Source organism: Mesorhizobium sophorae, from assembly GCF_002270415.1.
In the GTDB taxonomy this organism is placed as follows: domain Bacteria; phylum Pseudomonadota; class Alphaproteobacteria; order Rhizobiales; family Rhizobiaceae; genus Mesorhizobium; species Mesorhizobium sophorae.
On sequence record NZ_NNRI01000017.1, the window covers coordinates 402,877 to 418,676 of the forward strand.

Consider the following 15,800-nt stretch of genomic DNA (forward strand, 5'->3'; position numbering starts at 1 on the left):
GATCCCTCAGGCAACAAATCCAGCCGCCAACGGCTACGGAACCATTTTCCTGCATGGCACGTTCTGGATTTCTAGGGCACGACGCTGCGATTTCAACCCGGGCGCCCCTGCCAAGTTTGCAAAGTCATCCGCATCGCCAGAGCCAGGGAGCGCCTCATGATGGAAGACACTGCAGGACGGATCATGGTCCGCGCGGCAATGAGGGCTCCCTACCTCGAACGTGAAGAAGAGCACCGGCTCGCATTGCTCTGGAAACAAGACAACGACCAGAACGCGCTGCACAGCATCACGGTTGCGCATATGCGGCTGGTCATTTCCATGGCTTCCAAATTCCGCCACTACGGTCTGCCGCTCGGCGATCTGATCCAGGAAGGGCATGTCGGCCTGCTTGAAGCGGCCGCCCGCTTCGAGCCTGAACGCGAGGTGCGATTTTCGACTTACGCGACGTGGTGGATCCGCGCCTCGATGCAGGACTACATCCTGCGCAACTGGTCGATCGTGCGCGGCGGCACCAGCTCGGCGCAGAAGGCACTTTTCTTCAACCTGCGCCGCTTGCGCGCGCGGCTGGCCAACGGCACCGAACCGCTGTCCAACGCAACGCTCTATCGCGAGGTTTCGGAGGCGCTCGGCGTCTCCGAGGCCGACGTTGCGATGATGGATTCGCGGCTGTCGGCACCCGACTCCTCGCTCAACATGCCGGTTGCCGATGACGCGGGTTCGAACGAGCGCATGGATTTCCTCGTCTCGGACGATCCCCTGCCCGACGAGGTCGTCGGTGACACGATCGATGTCGAGCGCCGCTCCGTGTGGTTGAAAGCGGCGCTCGCCGCCCTCAACGCCCGCGAACTCCGGATCATCGAGGAGCGCCGGTTGAGCGACGAAGGTGCAACGCTGGAAGCGCTTGGCGAGACGCTTGGCATCTCCAAGGAACGCGTCCGCCAGATCGAGGCGCGCGCCATGGAAAAGCTCAAGGTGGCGCTGGTGAAGCAGAATCCGGAGTTTCTGGCGACTGCCGCCTGACCCGCGGCAGGCGTCTTACTTGTCGGTGACGATCTTGACCTTGTCGCCGGCCGAGACCGCGGCACCCGGCGACAGCGCGTTCAGCACGCGGAACAGGTCGAGCTTGCGGTCGACACCAACCATCTGGGCGGAAAGCGAGCCCATCGTCTGCCCGGGTTGAACGGTGACGACGCGGATATGCAGCGGCTTCAGCGCCGCCTTTTCCGCGGCACTGAGGATACGGAACGATCCGCTCACCGAACGCGCCACCGCATCCAGCGAGGTGCTGGCCGACGGCGCTGCGGTCAGCAGCCGGTAGACCTGGCCGCCGGCGCGGATCACGGCAATGTCGAACTGCCAGCCCTCGGCGCCGGCATGCGCGGTCGCCGCCTCGTTGCCGTTGATCGTTTCCTGCTTGACGGTGCTGTCGTCCAGCCCAGCCACCCAGCCGCTGCGGATATAGTCGGTGAGCGCCCGGTTCTTGTCGATCGAAACACCGTCGAAGCGGATCGCCATGTCACCAGGCCCGGTTGCCGTCACCGCCGCCGCCGAATTATCGATGATGAAGCCTTGCGGCACCGAGAAGGACACGCCGAGGCCCGGATGCAGGAAGGTTTCGCCGCGCACATAGCCTTCCTCGGGCGTGTCGCCATAGAGCAGGCCGTCTATGCCGGCGAGGAACGAATCGCGGTCGCGCGTGCCGAAGCCGGGCGCGCCGAACTGGCGGGCATGGCGCTGCGCCAGATCGATGCGCTGCGGCGTGTTGGGGTGGGTGGCCAGGAAGTCGAGGCTGGCGTCGGTGGCACCGCTGATCGAGCGGAAATCGGTATAGGCCGACATCGACTGCAGGAAGCGGCCGGCGGCGAAAGGATCGTAGCCGGCTTCGCCGACCGACTTGATGCCGATTGCGTCGGCCTCCAGTTCCTGGTTGCGCGAGAATTGCGCCAGTCTGAGCTTGCCGCGGATCAGCGCCGCCTTGGCGGTCGGGCTGTCGCCCAGCACATCGGAAACCACCTTGGTCGCCAGGCCTTCCTCGGCTTCTAGCTGCTGGCGCTGCAAGCCATGGTTGGCGGTGACGTGGCCCATCTCATGCGCGATGACCGCGGCGAGCTCGGCCGAATCATTGGCCAGCGCCAGCAGGCCGCGCGTGATGTAGAGATAGCCGCCCGGCAGCGCGAAGGCATTGACGTTGGGCGAATTCAAAATGGTGATGCGATAGGTCTGCGTCGGATTGGCCGACACGACGGTCAGATTGCCGACCACCTTGGCGACCATGCGCTCGAGCTTGGGATCGGAGTATTCGCCGCCATAGGTGGCCAGGATGCGAGGATGTTGCGCCTTGGCTAGTTCGGCGAGCTTGCTGTTGGCAGCGACATTGTCGACAGTGATCGGCCTGTCGGAAGGCTGGAAGCCGGATTCCTGAACCTCGGGAGGCGTGAACATCTGGCAGCTTGCCAGCGCCACGGCAAAGCCGGCCAGCGCTAGAAAGCGCGCCAGCGGATTCATTCGTAGTTTGTCAACGCCGATCGCCAGAACGGCTTCCTTTCGGGTCCCGGCGCATGACCACGAAAATCGGGGGCGATCTTCGGAAAATGTCATGCGCTATCTCAAACTGCTGCAGCATCCGTCGCGCGTCCCCTCGGGGGCGAGCGGCGGATGCTGCAGGCAAATCACGGCCTGTGCCGGACCAGTAGGGCGGACCTAGCCACACTCCTCCAGCCATGGCAAGCAAGCGCCGCATCGCCTGGAGCCGGTTTGACCGTAAATTATGTCCGCTTCCGGGCAACATCTCGTGATACGGCATCCCCGGCACCCGTGCCGATATAGCGCTGGAACACTTCCGGGCCAGCCCCGGTGAAGAATTCGTCCGCCTTGCCGGTTGCCGCGACAACGCCATTGTCCAGAAACACCACGTGCTCGCCGATTCGGCGGGCATCCTCCGGCTGGTGGGTGACGAACAGCACCGTCATGCCTCGTTCGGCATGCACCGCGGCGACCAGATCCAGCATGTCGTCGCGCAGCGCCGGGCCGAGCGAGGCGAAAGGTTCGTCGAGCAGGAGCACTGGCCGGTCGCGCACCAGGACTCGAGCCAGGGCGACGCGCTGGCGCTCACCGCCGGAGAGTTCGCGCGGCAGGCGCTTTTCCTTGCCGGCAAGGCCGGTGCGTTCGAGCGCCTCGGCGATCGCGGCGCGGTCCGCTTCGGTCAGCAGCAAGGATGGCGAGCGGCCGAGCCCGACATTCTGCTCCACTGAGAGATGCGCAAAGAGATTGTTTTCCTGGAACACCATCGACACGGGCCGCGCTGACGGTGGCTCAGCGCTTACATCGACCCCGCCGATCAGCACGCGGCCCGACTGCGGCGTCTCGAACCCCGCCACTACGTTGAGCAGCGTCGACTTGCCAGAACCGCTAGGCCCCATGATGGCGGTGATTTTCGCCGCGGCGAAATCGACATCGAAAACGAGCGGCGCCTCGCCATAGCTGAACGACACCTGGTCCAGCCGCACCGGGGCGCCCTTTTCAGTCCTGCTGGCCACCCCGTCAGGCATCCCGGTCCTTCTCCGTTCCCAGCCAGTGCGCCGCCATGATCAACGCGAGGCAGACCAGGCCGAGCAGCAGCGCCAGGCCGGCAGCGTCCTGCGTGCGGTAGCTGCCCATGCGCGCCAACAGAAGGTAAGGCAAGGTCTGCACGGAATCACTGCCGAACAGCGCGATGACGCCGAGATCGCCGAGCGACAGCGCCATGGCGAAAGCAAAGGCGGTGGCGAGCGGCCGCCGCAGCGACGGCCAGTCGACCAGCATCAACCGGTTCCAGCCCGTGATTCCGAGCTGAGCACAGAGCCTTTCGTGACGCTCGCTCGCCGCATCATAGGCGGGACGGACAGCGCGCAGCGCGAACGGCATTGCCATCACCGCATTGACGGTGACGACCATGACCGGGGCGATGGCAAAGACATCGCCGACATGGCGCAGCAACAGGAACCAGCCGGCGCCGACGACGATCGGCGGCACGACGAGGACAAAACCGGCGCCGGTATCGGCGGCGTGTTCGAGCATCGTCTTTGCGCCGGAGCGGCGGTTCAGCGCCAGCGCCCGGCGCGCCATGGTCAGCGCCAGCGACAGCGTCACGGAAAGCAGGGCCGACAGGAAGGCGAGCACCGCACTGGTCAGCGTCGCCTGCCGCACGACGGCCTCGCCGGCCAGCCGGCCGAGATCGGCGCCAAGCCCGGCCATTACCGTGGCCGCCATCGGTCCGACGACGAACAGCAACGCGAGCACGATGAGCACGACGTTCAGCAAGGTTTCTGTCCCATTGACGGAGAGGTAGCGGCGTGGCGCCACCGGCAGATTGGTGTCGCCGGCCACATTGGCGCCAAGCCGCGTCAGCGCCAGCACGACGACAAACGTCAAGGCAATCTGCAGCAAGGTCAGCGTGACGGCTCGAGCGGGATCGAAATCGAAGCGCAGCGTCTGGTAGATGCCGACCTCCAGCGTCGTCGCAGCCGGCCCGCCGCCGAGCGTCAGCACGATCGTGAAGGATGTGATGCAGAGCATGAACACAAGCCCGGCGACACCCGGCAACGCCGCACGCAGCGTTGGCCATTCGATCAGCCGGAACGCCGGCCGCGCGCCCATGCCGAGCTGGCTGGCCAACCGCCACTGATCGGCGGGAATGGTCTGCAATGCCTCGAGGAACAGCCGCACGCTGAGCGGCAGGTTGAAGAAGACATGCGCGACGAGGATGCCCGACAGGCCATAGATGCCCGGCCAGCTCCCACCGCCGATCACCGCGAACACGCCGGCGAAATAACCGGCACGGCCATAGAGAGCGAGAATGCCGAGTGCCGCGACGATCGCCGGCAGCGCCAACGGTACGGCGAACAGCTGCAGGATGAAGGTGCGGCCAGGGAAGCGCGGATGCCGCGACAGCGCGCGCGCCACCAACAGCGCCGGCCCGACCGAAAGCAGCGTCGAGAGTGCCGCTTGCCAGAGGGTGAAGCGAACGACGCGCAGCAGATAGGGATCGAAGGCCGCCCAGGCACCGGAGAAGTCGTGAGCGCCTTCGAAAAGCAGCCCGGCAAACGCGCCGCCGATCAGCAGCGCGATGGCGGCGAGCGCGATGATGCCGGCTGTGGTGCGGGGGTCAGCTGGATGGCGCGTGGGCATGTCGCGCTACCCAACGCTGTCATGGGTGTCAATTGATTGAAATGCCTGGCTAAGGTCTAGTTCCCGCCCACCCCCCTCTGTCCTACCGGACATCTCCCCCGCAAGGGGGGCGATTGCTCGTTTCGCCACCCAGGCCATTTTCCAAAATGGCAGGAATGAGCGACGTGACAGAGCTGCCGATCTCCCTCCTTGCGGGGGAGATGGCCGGCAGGCCAGAGGGGGGTGACTTGGCACAAACATATGGCGAAGCTTGAATCCTACTTGCTCATCGCCGCCAGCCATTCATCGACCCAGGCCTTGCGGTTGGCGGCGACCTCCTCGGGGCTGAACAGCAAGGTCTTGGTCGGCTTGACCAATTTGTCGAAGACCGGGTTGAGCGGCTTGTCGGTCTTACCGGCCGGGAACATCCAGTTGGTCTCGGGGATGGCATCCTGGAATTTCGGCCCAGTCATGAAAGCCAGGAACTTTTCCGCCAGCGGGTTTTTCGCCCCTGTCGTGGTGATGCCGGCAACCTCGATCTGCAGATATTCGCCCTCCTCGAACGACGCTGCCTGGTAGCGCTCGGTGTTCTCGGCGACCATGTGATAGGCCGGCGACGTCGTGTAGGACAGCACCATCGGCGCCTCGCCCTTGGTGAACAGGCCATAGGCCTCGCTCCAGCCGGGGGTCACGGTCAGCACTTTCGACTTGAGCTTGGCCCAAGCCTCCGGCGCCTTGTCGCCATAGACCGACTTCACCCACAACAGCAGGCCGAGACCCGGGGTCGAGGTGCGCGGATCCTGGATGACGATCTTGTCGTCGGCGCTGCCTTCGACCAGGTCCTTCAAGCTCTTCGGCGGGCTCTTCAGCTTTTCGGTGTCGTAGACGACGGCGAAATAGCCATAGTCGAAAGGAACGAAAGTATCGTCGCTCCAGCCGCCCGGCACATTGACGTCGGACACCGTGCCATGCGGCGCAAACAGGCCCGTGGCCTTGGCATCGGCGGTGAGATTGGTGTCGAGGCCAAGCACTATGTCGGCCTTGGTCGATGCCCCTTCCAGCCTGACGCGGTTGAGCAGCGCGACGCCGTCAGCGACGGAGACGAACTCGACGTCGCAGCCGCACTCGCCCTCGAATTCCTTCTTCACCACGGGACCTGGACCCCAGTCGGCGGTGAAACTCTCATAGGTGTAGACGGTGAGCTTGTCCTTGGCCAAGGCAGGTCCGGACAGGGCCACAACCATAGCTGAGGCAAGGGAGTAGAAAAGCGTGCGCATCGGCGCCTCCTTCGTTCGAATTGAAAGGAATTGAGGCGCCGGACTGTCCGAAACGTCTAATCCCTCCGCCGGTACAAACCGGATCAGGTTCAGCGGGTTGGCGAGATTGCCTCTCAGCCGGTCCGCGAAGATCGCGTCCGGCACCCCGTTAGAGCGTTTCGAGACATAGGCCGGGCCGATCCCTCACGCAAGTGGCAGTTTGCCGGCCTTCCGTTTCCCGTGCCGGGCTGGTAAGGGCCACACGATATGAGCACATTCACCATCCTGCTTGGCGGCGACCTCATCCGCACGCCGCGGCTCGACCAACAGGTCGAAGGCTCCCGCGTCATCGCCGCCGACGCCGGCATCGGCCATGCGCGTCTGCTGGGCCTTGTCCCGGAACTGTGGGTGGGTGATTTCGATTCCGTGCCGGCCAACCTGCCGGATGACCTCGCCGCCGTGCCCCGCCGGACCTTTCCGACGGAGAAGGACCAGACCGATGGCGAACTGGCGGTCGCCGCCGCATTGGAGCGCGGCGCGACCAGCCTGGTGCTCGCCGGCGCATTCGGCGGCAAGCGCGCCGACCACGCCTTCCTGCATCTGGCACTTGCCCTGCGGCTGGCCGAAGCCGGAACAGAGATAGTTTTGACCAGTGGCGCCCAGGAAGGCGTTCCACTGCTGCAAGGGAAAGCCAGCTTCGACTTTGCCGACCGCACGTTGTTTTCGGTGCTCGGCTTTTGCGATCTTTCCGGCCTGACCGTCACCGGCGCCAAATGGCCGCTCGACCGCGTCCAGGTGGCGTTCGGCTCGTCATTGACCATCTCCAACGAGGTCAAGGGCCGCCTCGAAATCACACTCGGCCAGGGCCGCGCGCTGTTGCTCGCCCACCCTTATCCACTACCTGAAAGCTGATATGGCCCCGCCCCTTCTCAATCTCGACGGGATAAAACTGACCTTCGGTGGCACGCCGCTGCTCGATGGCGCCGCCTTGACCGCCTCGGCCGGCGACAAGATCGCGCTGGTCGGCCGCAACGGATCGGGCAAGTCGACACTGCTGAAGATCGCCGCCGGCTTGATCGAGCCACAGGACGGCGAGGTATTCCGGCAGCCTTCGGCGACAATCCGCTATTTGCCGCAGATGCCCGACATGGAGGGTTTTGCGACGGTGCGCGCCTATGTCGAGGCCGGGCTCGGACCTGCCGACGATCCATACCGCGCCAGCTATCTCATGGAGCATCTCGGCCTGTCGGGCGAGGAGCGGCCGAACGATCTTTCCGGCGGTGAGGCCAGGCGCGCGGCACTCGCCCGCGTCATGGCGCCGGAGCCCGATATTCTGCTGCTTGATGAGCCGACCAACCATCTCGATCTCTCGGTGATCGAATGGTTGGAAGAAGAGCTCGTCCGCACCTCCTCGGCACTCGTCGTCATCTCGCACGACCGCCGTTTCCTCGAGCGCGTATCGCGCGCCACCGTCTGGCTCGACCGCGGCCAGACCCGCAGGCTGGACAAGGGCTTTGGCCATTTCGAGGAATGGCGCGACCTCGTGCTGGAGGAGGAAGAGCGCGAACAGCACAAGCTCGGCCGCCAGATCGTGCGCGAGGAGCACTGGCTGCGCTACGGCGTGACGGCGCGGCGCAAGCGCAACATGCGCCGCCTTGGCGAATTGCAGACCATGCGCCAGCGTTTTCGTGGCCATCGCGGCGCCGAAGGCTCGGCAACCATGGTGGCGAGCGACGCCGCCGAATCCGGCAAGCTGGTGATCGAGGCGAAAAACATCGAGAAGAGCTTCGGCGACCTCACCGTGGTTAGGGCATTCTCGACCCGCATCCAGCGCGGCGATCGCGTCGGCCTCGTCGGGCCGAACGGCGCCGGCAAGACGACGCTGCTGAAGATGCTGACCGGTGAGTTGAAGCCCGATGCCGGCTCGGTGCGGCTCGGCACCAATCTGGAGATCGCCACGCTCGACCAGAAGCGCGAAGCAGTCGATCCACAGGAGACGCTGGCGCAATATCTCACCGACGGACGCGGCGAGAACCTCGTCATCAATGGCGAGCAGCGCCATGTCGTCTCCTACATGAAGGATTTCCTGTTCAAGGCCGAGCAGGCACGCACGCCGGTGCGCGAGCTTTCCGGTGGCGAACGGGCGCGGCTCTTGCTGGCGCGCGTGCTGGCGCGGCCGGCAAACCTTCTGGTGCTCGATGAGCCGACCAACGATCTCGACATGGAGACGCTGGAATTGCTGCAGGAACTGGTTGCCGGCTTTGCCGGCACCGTCATCCTGGTCAGCCACGACCGCGATTTCCTCGACCGCACCGTAACCAGCATCATTGCGCCGGACGGCGGCGGCCGCTGGATCGAATATGCCGGCGGCTATTCGGACATGCTGGCGCAGCGCGGCGGCACCAGGCTAGACGATCGCAAGGCGCGGGTGAAAGCCGAAGCCGGCGAAGCCACGGCGGCAACCAAAAATGAAGCCGCCGCGCCAAAGGGGCCGGCGAAGAAGCTGTCGTTCAAGCAGAAATTCGCGCTGGAAACCCTGCCCAAGAAAATCGAAGCCGTGATGGCGTCGATCTCGAGGCTTGAGAACAACATCGCCGATCCGGCCTATTACGAGCGCGATCCGGCCTCGTTCCAGAAGACCATTGCCGCCCTCGACAAGGAGCGCGCGACGCTGGCCGCATTGGAGGAAGAGTGGCTGGAACTGGAGATGCTGCGCGAGGAGATGGAAGGGTGAGGAGCGTTCGGCCGCAGGCCGATCAATCGACAACGATTTGTCGATTGAAGTGACGAACGCCCGGAGCCATTACGCGCATACTGTGGAGGCTACTATGCGCAAGAATGCCTTGAATGCGATCCGAAAGCCAGCAAATCTGTCGATCGATTCGAACCTCATGAAGGAAGCCAAGGGCCTTGACGTGAATGTCTCGCGCGCCGCGGAGGCTGGCATCGCGGAAGCGGTGGCGGCCGAAAAAACACGGCTGTGGAAACTTGAGAATCGCGCCACCATGGATGCGTGGAACGACTATGTCGAAAAACACGGCATCCCGCTGGAAGACTCGCGGCAGTTCTGATGGCACGTTTCGATGTCTTCGCGGGGCGCATCGAAGACAGCTATTTGCTCGACGTTCAATCCGACTTGCTCGACAATTTCAAAACACGGGTGGTGGTTCCGCTTCTACCGGTCGCAACTGCGCCGCCGCCGATGCGAGAGCTCCATCCCACCTTCGAAATCAACGGGCGAAAACTGGTCATGCCACCCATCTGATCGCAACCGTGGCTGCCAGCGAATTGGGTGATAGTCGACTGAACCTGGCGAAGCAGCACGACGTCATCGTCGCCGCGCTCGACATGCTGTTCCAGGGCTTTTGAGACAGCGGCCGCCACGCCCGACGCCCTGCTCAGCCCGCCGTCTTCGCCTGCCAGGCCTTGATCGCCTCGTCGAACACCTTCTCGCCGGGAATGCCCTTTTCCATGGTCAGCAGCGCCCGCCGTCCGGTCTTGTAGACGACCGGCACATCGATCCAGTCCTGCCCGCGTAGCAAGGTCATGTTGGCGTCCTCATCGGCCTTGGTGTCGTTGAGCGCAACGAGGAAGAAACCGTCGGCGATCTTGGCCGGAATGCCGATCAACGGGCTGCCGGCATCTTGCTCCGAACTCTTCATCGCGACGCGCAAGATGTTGTCGACACCGCCGCCTTCGAAGCCGTCGGGCGTCAGGAAGATCATCTCGATGATATGGCTGGCCGGCAATGTCTGGTCGGTGTTGCGACGGATGGTCATGCGCAACTGGATGTCCTTGCCGGGAATGGTTGCCTCAGCACGGATCGCCGGTTCCGGCGGCAGGTCACCACCGGGCGATTCCTGCACCAGCGACCAGACGATGCTGCCGGGCTCCGCCGAACCCTGGGCGGTGCTGGTGCGCTCCTCATAGAAGATTGCCTTCTGGCCCACCGGCAACGCGGTTTCCGCAGGCGCGGCCGCCGGTGCGGCTGCCGGCGCCGCCGGCGCGGCGCCTGCCGGTGCTGGCGGCGGTGCTGCTGCCGGTGTTGGCGGCGTGGCGGCTGCCGGTGCTGGCGGCGTGGCGGCTGCAGCCGGCGCCGCAGGTGCGGCCTCCGCTGCAGGAGGCGTCGCCGGTGCCGTACCGGGTGGCGGCGTTGTGGCGGGTGCGGCCGCTGGCGGAGTGGCGGCAGCCGGTGCAGAAACCGCTGGCGCGTTCGTCGCCGAGGGCGGCGTGGTCAGTGCGGCGACCGATTCGCCTTCGCCGATGCCGCTCTGTCCGCCGGCCGGGCCGGGGTCGACTTCGCTGCCCTGCGGCGTCAGCCGCTGGGTGAATTTCGGGGCTTCGCTTTCGGTGCCGCCGGCCGCGGGTGCTGGCGGCGCTGCCGCGGCATCTGTTGCCGGCTTGGCCGGCGCCGGCTTCACCGGTTCCGTCTTCACGACCTTGGTGCTGCCGTCGAGCCCCAGCATCTTGCCGAAGGCGTCCTTGTTCAGCCAGATGCCATAGCCACCACCGGCAACGACCAGCAAGGCGACGACTATAGCGATCAAGCCGCCATAGCTGCGCCTGCGTTCGGCGGGCCTGAGGCGCTGGAAAGTGTCCGACACCGGCTCTTCGTTGCTTGAAAAGACATCGACCCCGTCGTCCTCGGCCTCCTCGCTGTCCATTCCCGGAAGGGGCGTTTCTGTGCGAGCAGAAGGCGCTGGCGTCGGCTTTTGCCAGCTTGGCTCGACCTTGGCTGCAGGTGGTGGCGCCGGTCGATAAGGTTCCGGCTTGGCCGCGGGCGGTGCCGGCCAGGTTGGTTCTTCCTTCGCCGGTTGCCGTGCATGGCTCGGCTGGTTCTTGTTGCGGTCGATCGAGGAAAAGATGTGTTCCAGTTCCGCAAGCGGATCAGTGTCTGGCGCGCTCTTGGCGTAGTCCCGCTCGACGCTGGCGACAGCGTCTTCCAGCGAGCGCTTCTGCTTGGCTATGACCTCGGCAGACAGCGGCGGCGAAAATTCCGCAAGCCTCTTTTCGAGTGCGGTACGCGCACCGTCATAGATCCGCTTGCGCGTATCGAGTCCCGGCTCGCCGTGCTTGTCGAGCTGCCTTTTCAGAACAGAAACGAAATCTGCCATGCTTCGGTCGACCTGTATTTTGCTCCCGGGCCGGCCCCCGCAAATCGGCCGCGATGCCCGGAAAGGCTGAGAAACTAGTCTTGAAACGGATCGGTCACAAGTATCGTGTCATCCCGTTCCGGGCTGGTGGACAGGAGCGCGACCGGGGCGCCGATCAGCTCCTCGATGTAGCGAACATATTTGACGGCCTGGGCCGGCAGATCGTTCCAGCTGCGCGCGCCGGCGGTGGTGCCCTTCCAGCCCTCCAACGTCTCGTAGACCGGTTCGACGCGTGCCTGCGCGCCTTGGCTGGCCGGCAGATAGTCGATCATCTCGCCGTCGAGACGGTAGCCGGTGCAGACCTTGATCTCGTCCAGGCCGTCGAGCACGTCGAGCTTGGTCAGCGCGATGCCCTTGATGCCGTTGACGGCGACGGCCTGGCGCACCAGCACCGCGTCGAACCAGCCGCAGCGGCGCTTGCGGCCGGTGACGACGCCGAATTCATGGCCGCGCGTGCCGAGGAACTCGCCGATCTCGTTCTTCTGCTCCGTCGGGAACGGGCCTTCGCCGACGCGCGTCGTATAGGCCTTGGTGATGCCGAGCACATAGCCGATGGCGCCCGGGCCGACGCCCGAGCCGGCGGCCGCCTGCCCGGCTACCGTGTTCGACGAGGTGACGAACGGATAGGTGCCGTGGTCGATATCGAGCAACGTGCCTTGCGCGCCCTCGAACAGGATGCGTTCGCCAGCGCGGCGCTTGTCGTCCAGGATTTTCCAGACCCGGTCCATATAGGGCAGGATCTCGGCCGCGACCGAGGTCAGCTCATGCATGATCGCATCATGCGTGACTTCGGCATGGCCAAGCCCGCGACGCAGCGCATTGTGGTGCGTGAGCAGCCTGTCGACCTTCAAGGGCAGCGTTTCCAAATCCGCCAAATCCATCACCCTGACCGCGCGCCGGCCGACCTTGTCTTCATAGGCCGGGCCAATGCCACGACGGGTCGTGCCAATCTTCGTTCCGGAATTGGAGGCGGCGTCCTCGCGGAATCCATCCAGCTCCCGATGCAGCGACAGGATAAGCGCTGTGTTTTCGGCTATTTTCAGGCGATCCGGCGCCACTTCGACGCCTTGCGCCTTGAGCTTCGCCACTTCGGCGACGAAAGCATGCGGGTCGAAAACGACGCCATTGCCGATGATGGACAGCTTTCCCTGGCGCACGACCCCGGACGGAAGCAACGACAATTTGTAGACCTTGCCGTCGACGACCAGCGTATGGCCGGCATTGTGGCCACCTTGAAAGCGCACCACGACATCGGCGCGCTCCGACAGCCAGTCGACGATCTTGCCCTTGCCCTCGTCGCCCCACTGCGAGCCGACGACCACCACATTGGCCATGTTTCTTTTCCCTTGAGACGCCGCCGAGCGGCTTGAATATGGTTCGAAACGACAGGCCTCTATAACGTCAAGACCTCGTGAGCGCGACCTTTCTTTGCCGCCAAAATTGCGCTGAGGCACAACAATTTTCGGCTTTGACATCATTTACTTGGGCAGACGGGGCAGTAGGCCGGCAAACACCGCAGCTCACCTCCGGCGGCCGGAATCCCGCCATGCATCGTCACGCCTACATATTCCTGCTGCTCACCACCTTGCTGTGGGGCGGCAACTCGGTGGCCGGCAAGCTGGCGGTCGATCACGTTTCGCCGATGACACTCGTCTTCCTGCGCTGGGTGCTGGCCGTGGCGATCTTGCTGCCGATCGGCCTTCAGACGATCCGCAAGGACTGGCCGGTGGTGCGCAAGCACTGGCTCGTGCTGGCGGCCCTTGGCGCCAGCGGCTTCACCTTGTTCAACACGATCTTCTACACCGCGCTCAACTACACGACGGCCATCAACGTCTCGATCGAACAGGCGGCGATGCCGATCCTGATCATCGTCGCCAATTTCGTCTTCTTCCGCTTGCGCGTGAACGGGGCGCAGATTGTCGGCGTCGTGCTGACCATCGCCGGCGTGGTCCTGACCGCCTGCCACGGCGACCCGCGCCGGCTGTTGACGCTGGAGCTTAATTTCGGCGACGCCATCATGCTGGTCGCGGTGTTTCTCTACAGCGGCTATTCGGTCGGGCTGCGGCTGAAGCCGGTAATGCACTGGCAGAGCCTGATGCTGGCCCTGTCGGTTGCCGCACTTGTCACCTCGCTGCCCTTCTTCCTGTGGGAGATCGCCGCCGGCAAGGTTATCGTGCCCGATGCGCGCGGCTGGTCGGTCATCGTCTATACCGCGGTCGGCGCCTCGGCCATCTCGCAGATCTTCTACATCAGGGGCAACGAACTGATCGGCGCCAACCGCGCCGGCCTGTTCATCAACCTGGTACCGATCTTCGGCACGCTGCTTTCGGTGCTGATCGTCGGCGAGACATTCCGGCTCTACCAGGCGCTGGCTCTGGTGCTTGTGGTGGGCGGCATCGGGCTTGCCGAATACAGCGGGCGCAAGGCAGCGCTGGGGTCGGCCAGGCCACGCTGAACAGACGAAAGGCGCGGACCAGCCGCGCCTTTCGATCTTTCGCAACAGGTCGCGGCGTCACATCGCGTTGACGTCGAAGTGCAGCCGCTTGGCCGAGTCGATCGACTTGTGCGCCTTGACCTGCTCCAGCACGTTTTCCGGGAACGGCGCATCGAGATAGAGCAGCGCGATGGCATCGCCGCCCGGCCGGTTGCGACCAAGCTGGAAGTTGGCGATGTTGACGCCGTTCTCGCCGCACACCGTGCCCAGCAGGCCGATGATGCCCGGCGCGTCGGCATTGGTCGTATAGAGCATGTGCTGGCCGACCTCGGCGTCGAGATTGATGCCCTTGATCTGGATGAAACGCGGCTTGCCGTCTGAGAAGCAGGTGCCGGCGATCGAGCGTGTCTTGTGCTCGGTCTTGACCGTCAGCTTGATGTAGCCGTCGAACACGCCGGACTTGTCGCGCTTAACCTCGGCAACGATGATGCCGCGCTCCTTCACCATGATCGGCGCCGACACCATGTTGACGTCGGAGACCTGCGGCCGGATCAGCCCGGCAAGGGTGGCGCTGATCAGCGCGCGCGTGTTCATCGTCGCGGTCGAGCCGTCGAACAGGATCTCGACCTCCGTGATCGGGTCTTCGGTGACCTGGCCGACAAAGGCGCCGAGCACTTCGGCGAGCTTGACGAAGGGCTTCAGCCTCGGCGCTTCCTCGGCGGTGATCGACGGCATGTTGATCGCGTTGGAGACGGCGCCCTTGATCAGGTAGTCGGCCATCTGTTCGGCGACCTGCAGCGCGACATTCTCCTGCGCTTCCGCCGTCGAGGCGCCGAGATGCGGCGTTGCCACCACATTCTCCATGCCGAACAACGCGTTCTGCTCGGCCGGCTCGACTTCGAAAACGTCGATGCCGACACCAGCCACCTTGCCGCTCTTCAGCGCCGCGATCAGGTCGGCTTCGACGACCAGCCCGCCACGCGCGCAGTTGATGATGCGCACGCCGTTCTTCATCTTGGCGATCGCAGCTGCGTCGATGATGTTTCGCGTCTTGTCGGTCAGCGGCGTGTGCAGCGTGATGAAGTCGGCGCGGGCGAAAAGCTCATCCAGCTCGACCTTGTCGACGCCAAGCTCTTCGGCCCGCTTGTCCGACAGGAACGGGTCGAAGGCAATGACATGCATCTTGAGGCCGACGCCGCGCGTGGCGACGATCGAGCCGATGTTGCCGCAGCCGATGATGCCCAGCGTCTTGCCGGTGATCTCGACGCCCATGAAGCGGTTCTTTTCCCATTTGCCGGCATGGGTCGAGGCGTTGGCTTCCGGGATCTGGCGCGCCAGCGCGAAGATCATCGCCACCGCATGTTCGGCGGTGGTGATCGAATTGCCGAAGGGCGTGTTCATCACGATGATGCCCTTGCGACTCGCCGCCGGGATATCGACATTGTCGACACCGATGCCGGCGCGGCCGATGACCTTGAGATTGGTGGCGGCATTGATCAGCTTTTCGGTGACCTTGGTCGCCGAGCGGATGGCGAGGCCGTCATACTGGCCGATCACTTCGGCGAGCTTTTCCTTGTCCTTGCCGAGGTCGGGCAGATAGTCGACCTCGACGCCGCGATCCTTGAAGATCTGCACGGCGGTGGGAGAAAGTTTGTCTGAGACGAGAACGCGAGGCATGGATTTGATCCTTTGCGATTGGCGTCCCTCCACCTTGAGGGGAGGGTCGGCGCGAAAGCGCCGGGATGGGGTCCTTGTGGCCGGATCTTCTGGATGTTGGATCGTTGAGCCGGGTGGAGGCGACCCCACCCAGCC

General features: G+C 64.4%; 14 protein-coding genes and 1 riboswitch. Of the genes, 7 read left to right on the forward strand and 7 right to left on the reverse strand.

Annotation, left to right across the window (positions count from 1 at the left end):
* Positions 1 to 156: 156 nt before the first annotated feature.
* Positions 157 to 1,020: an RNA polymerase factor sigma-32 gene (locus CGZ66_RS26430; protein ID WP_095089471.1), complete on the forward strand. Its 864-nt coding sequence runs from the start codon at positions 157 to 159 to the stop codon at positions 1,018 to 1,020.
* 15 nt (positions 1,021 to 1,035) lie between these two features.
* On the opposite strand, the gene CGZ66_RS26435 is transcribed toward CGZ66_RS26430, so the two are convergent.
* The 4 genes from CGZ66_RS26435 to thiB all read right to left on the reverse strand — a co-directional run bounded on the left by CGZ66_RS26435 (position 1,036) and on the right by thiB (position 6,422).
* The gene (locus CGZ66_RS26435) at positions 1,036 to 2,505 is read right to left on the reverse strand and encodes a M48 family metalloprotease (protein WP_095089473.1); all 1,470 of its coding nucleotides are present in this window, start codon (positions 2,503 to 2,505) and stop codon (positions 1,036 to 1,038) included.
* A gap of 260 nt (positions 2,506 to 2,765) precedes the next feature.
* A complete protein-coding gene (gene thiQ / locus CGZ66_RS26440; RefSeq protein WP_095089475.1) occupies positions 2,766 to 3,548 on the reverse strand; it encodes a thiamine ABC transporter ATP-binding protein in 783 nt (260 codons plus the stop codon).
* Positions 3,541 to 5,166, reverse strand: a complete 1,626-nt coding sequence (gene thiP, locus CGZ66_RS26445; RefSeq protein WP_095089477.1) for a thiamine/thiamine pyrophosphate ABC transporter permease — start codon at positions 5,164 to 5,166, stop codon at positions 3,541 to 3,543. The genes thiQ and thiP overlap by 8 nt, the downstream gene beginning before the upstream one ends.
* 257 nt (positions 5,167 to 5,423) lie before the next feature.
* The gene (thiB, locus tag CGZ66_RS26450) at positions 5,424 to 6,422 is read right to left on the reverse strand and encodes a thiamine ABC transporter substrate binding subunit (protein WP_095089479.1); all 999 of its coding nucleotides are present in this window, start codon (positions 6,420 to 6,422) and stop codon (positions 5,424 to 5,426) included.
* Between the two features lie 43 nt (positions 6,423 to 6,465).
* A riboswitch (TPP riboswitch) is annotated at positions 6,466 to 6,580 on the reverse strand.
* Positions 6,581 to 6,668: 88 nt separating this feature from the next.
* Between thiB and CGZ66_RS26455 the strand changes: the two genes are divergently transcribed.
* The 5 genes from CGZ66_RS26455 (at position 6,669) to CGZ66_RS40920 (ending at position 9,770) form a co-directional block, all read left to right on the forward strand.
* Positions 6,669 to 7,313, forward strand: a complete 645-nt coding sequence (locus tag CGZ66_RS26455) for a thiamine diphosphokinase (protein WP_095089481.1) — start codon at positions 6,669 to 6,671, stop codon at positions 7,311 to 7,313.
* A 1-nt stretch (position 7,314) separates the two neighbouring features.
* The gene (locus CGZ66_RS26460; RefSeq protein WP_095089483.1) at positions 7,315 to 9,135 is read left to right on the forward strand and encodes an ABC-F family ATP-binding cassette domain-containing protein; all 1,821 of its coding nucleotides are present in this window, start codon (positions 7,315 to 7,317) and stop codon (positions 9,133 to 9,135) included.
* A gap of 94 nt (positions 9,136 to 9,229) precedes the next feature.
* Positions 9,230 to 9,472 (forward strand): type II toxin-antitoxin system CcdA family antitoxin, encoded by a 243-nt coding sequence (locus tag CGZ66_RS26465; protein WP_095089486.1) that lies wholly within the window; start codon positions 9,230 to 9,232, stop codon positions 9,470 to 9,472.
* On the forward strand, positions 9,472 to 9,666 hold the full coding sequence (locus CGZ66_RS26470; RefSeq protein WP_167392251.1) for a CcdB family protein: 195 nt from the start codon (positions 9,472 to 9,474) through the stop codon (positions 9,664 to 9,666). The genes CGZ66_RS26465 and CGZ66_RS26470 overlap by 1 nt, the downstream gene beginning before the upstream one ends.
* 8 nt (positions 9,667 to 9,674) lie before the next feature.
* On the forward strand, positions 9,675 to 9,770 hold the full coding sequence (locus tag CGZ66_RS40920) for a CcdB family protein (RefSeq protein WP_245331222.1): 96 nt from the start codon (positions 9,675 to 9,677) through the stop codon (positions 9,768 to 9,770).
* Between the two features lie 29 nt (positions 9,771 to 9,799).
* On the opposite strand, the gene CGZ66_RS26475 is transcribed toward CGZ66_RS40920, so the two are convergent.
* Both CGZ66_RS26475 and CGZ66_RS26480 read right to left on the reverse strand, forming a co-directional pair.
* The gene (locus tag CGZ66_RS26475) at positions 9,800 to 11,515 is read right to left on the reverse strand and encodes a hypothetical protein (RefSeq protein WP_095089488.1); all 1,716 of its coding nucleotides are present in this window, start codon (positions 11,513 to 11,515) and stop codon (positions 9,800 to 9,802) included.
* A gap of 74 nt (positions 11,516 to 11,589) precedes the next feature.
* A complete protein-coding gene (locus CGZ66_RS26480; protein ID WP_095089490.1) occupies positions 11,590 to 12,888 on the reverse strand; it encodes an adenylosuccinate synthase in 1,299 nt (432 codons plus the stop codon).
* Positions 12,889 to 13,100: 212 nt separating this feature from the next.
* Here CGZ66_RS26480 and CGZ66_RS26485 point away from each other — a divergent pair, with 212 nt between their 5' ends.
* Positions 13,101 to 14,009 carry a DMT family transporter gene (locus CGZ66_RS26485; protein WP_095089492.1) on the forward strand — a complete coding sequence of 303 codons (909 nt, stop codon included), beginning with the start codon at positions 13,101 to 13,103 and terminating at the stop codon, positions 14,007 to 14,009.
* A 57-nt stretch (positions 14,010 to 14,066) separates the two neighbouring features.
* Here CGZ66_RS26485 and serA read toward each other — a convergent pair whose 3' ends face one another.
* Positions 14,067 to 15,665, reverse strand: coding sequence for a phosphoglycerate dehydrogenase (gene serA / locus CGZ66_RS26490; RefSeq protein WP_095089638.1), 1,599 nt, complete (start codon positions 15,663 to 15,665; stop codon positions 14,067 to 14,069).
* Positions 15,666 to 15,800 lie beyond the last annotated feature (135 nt).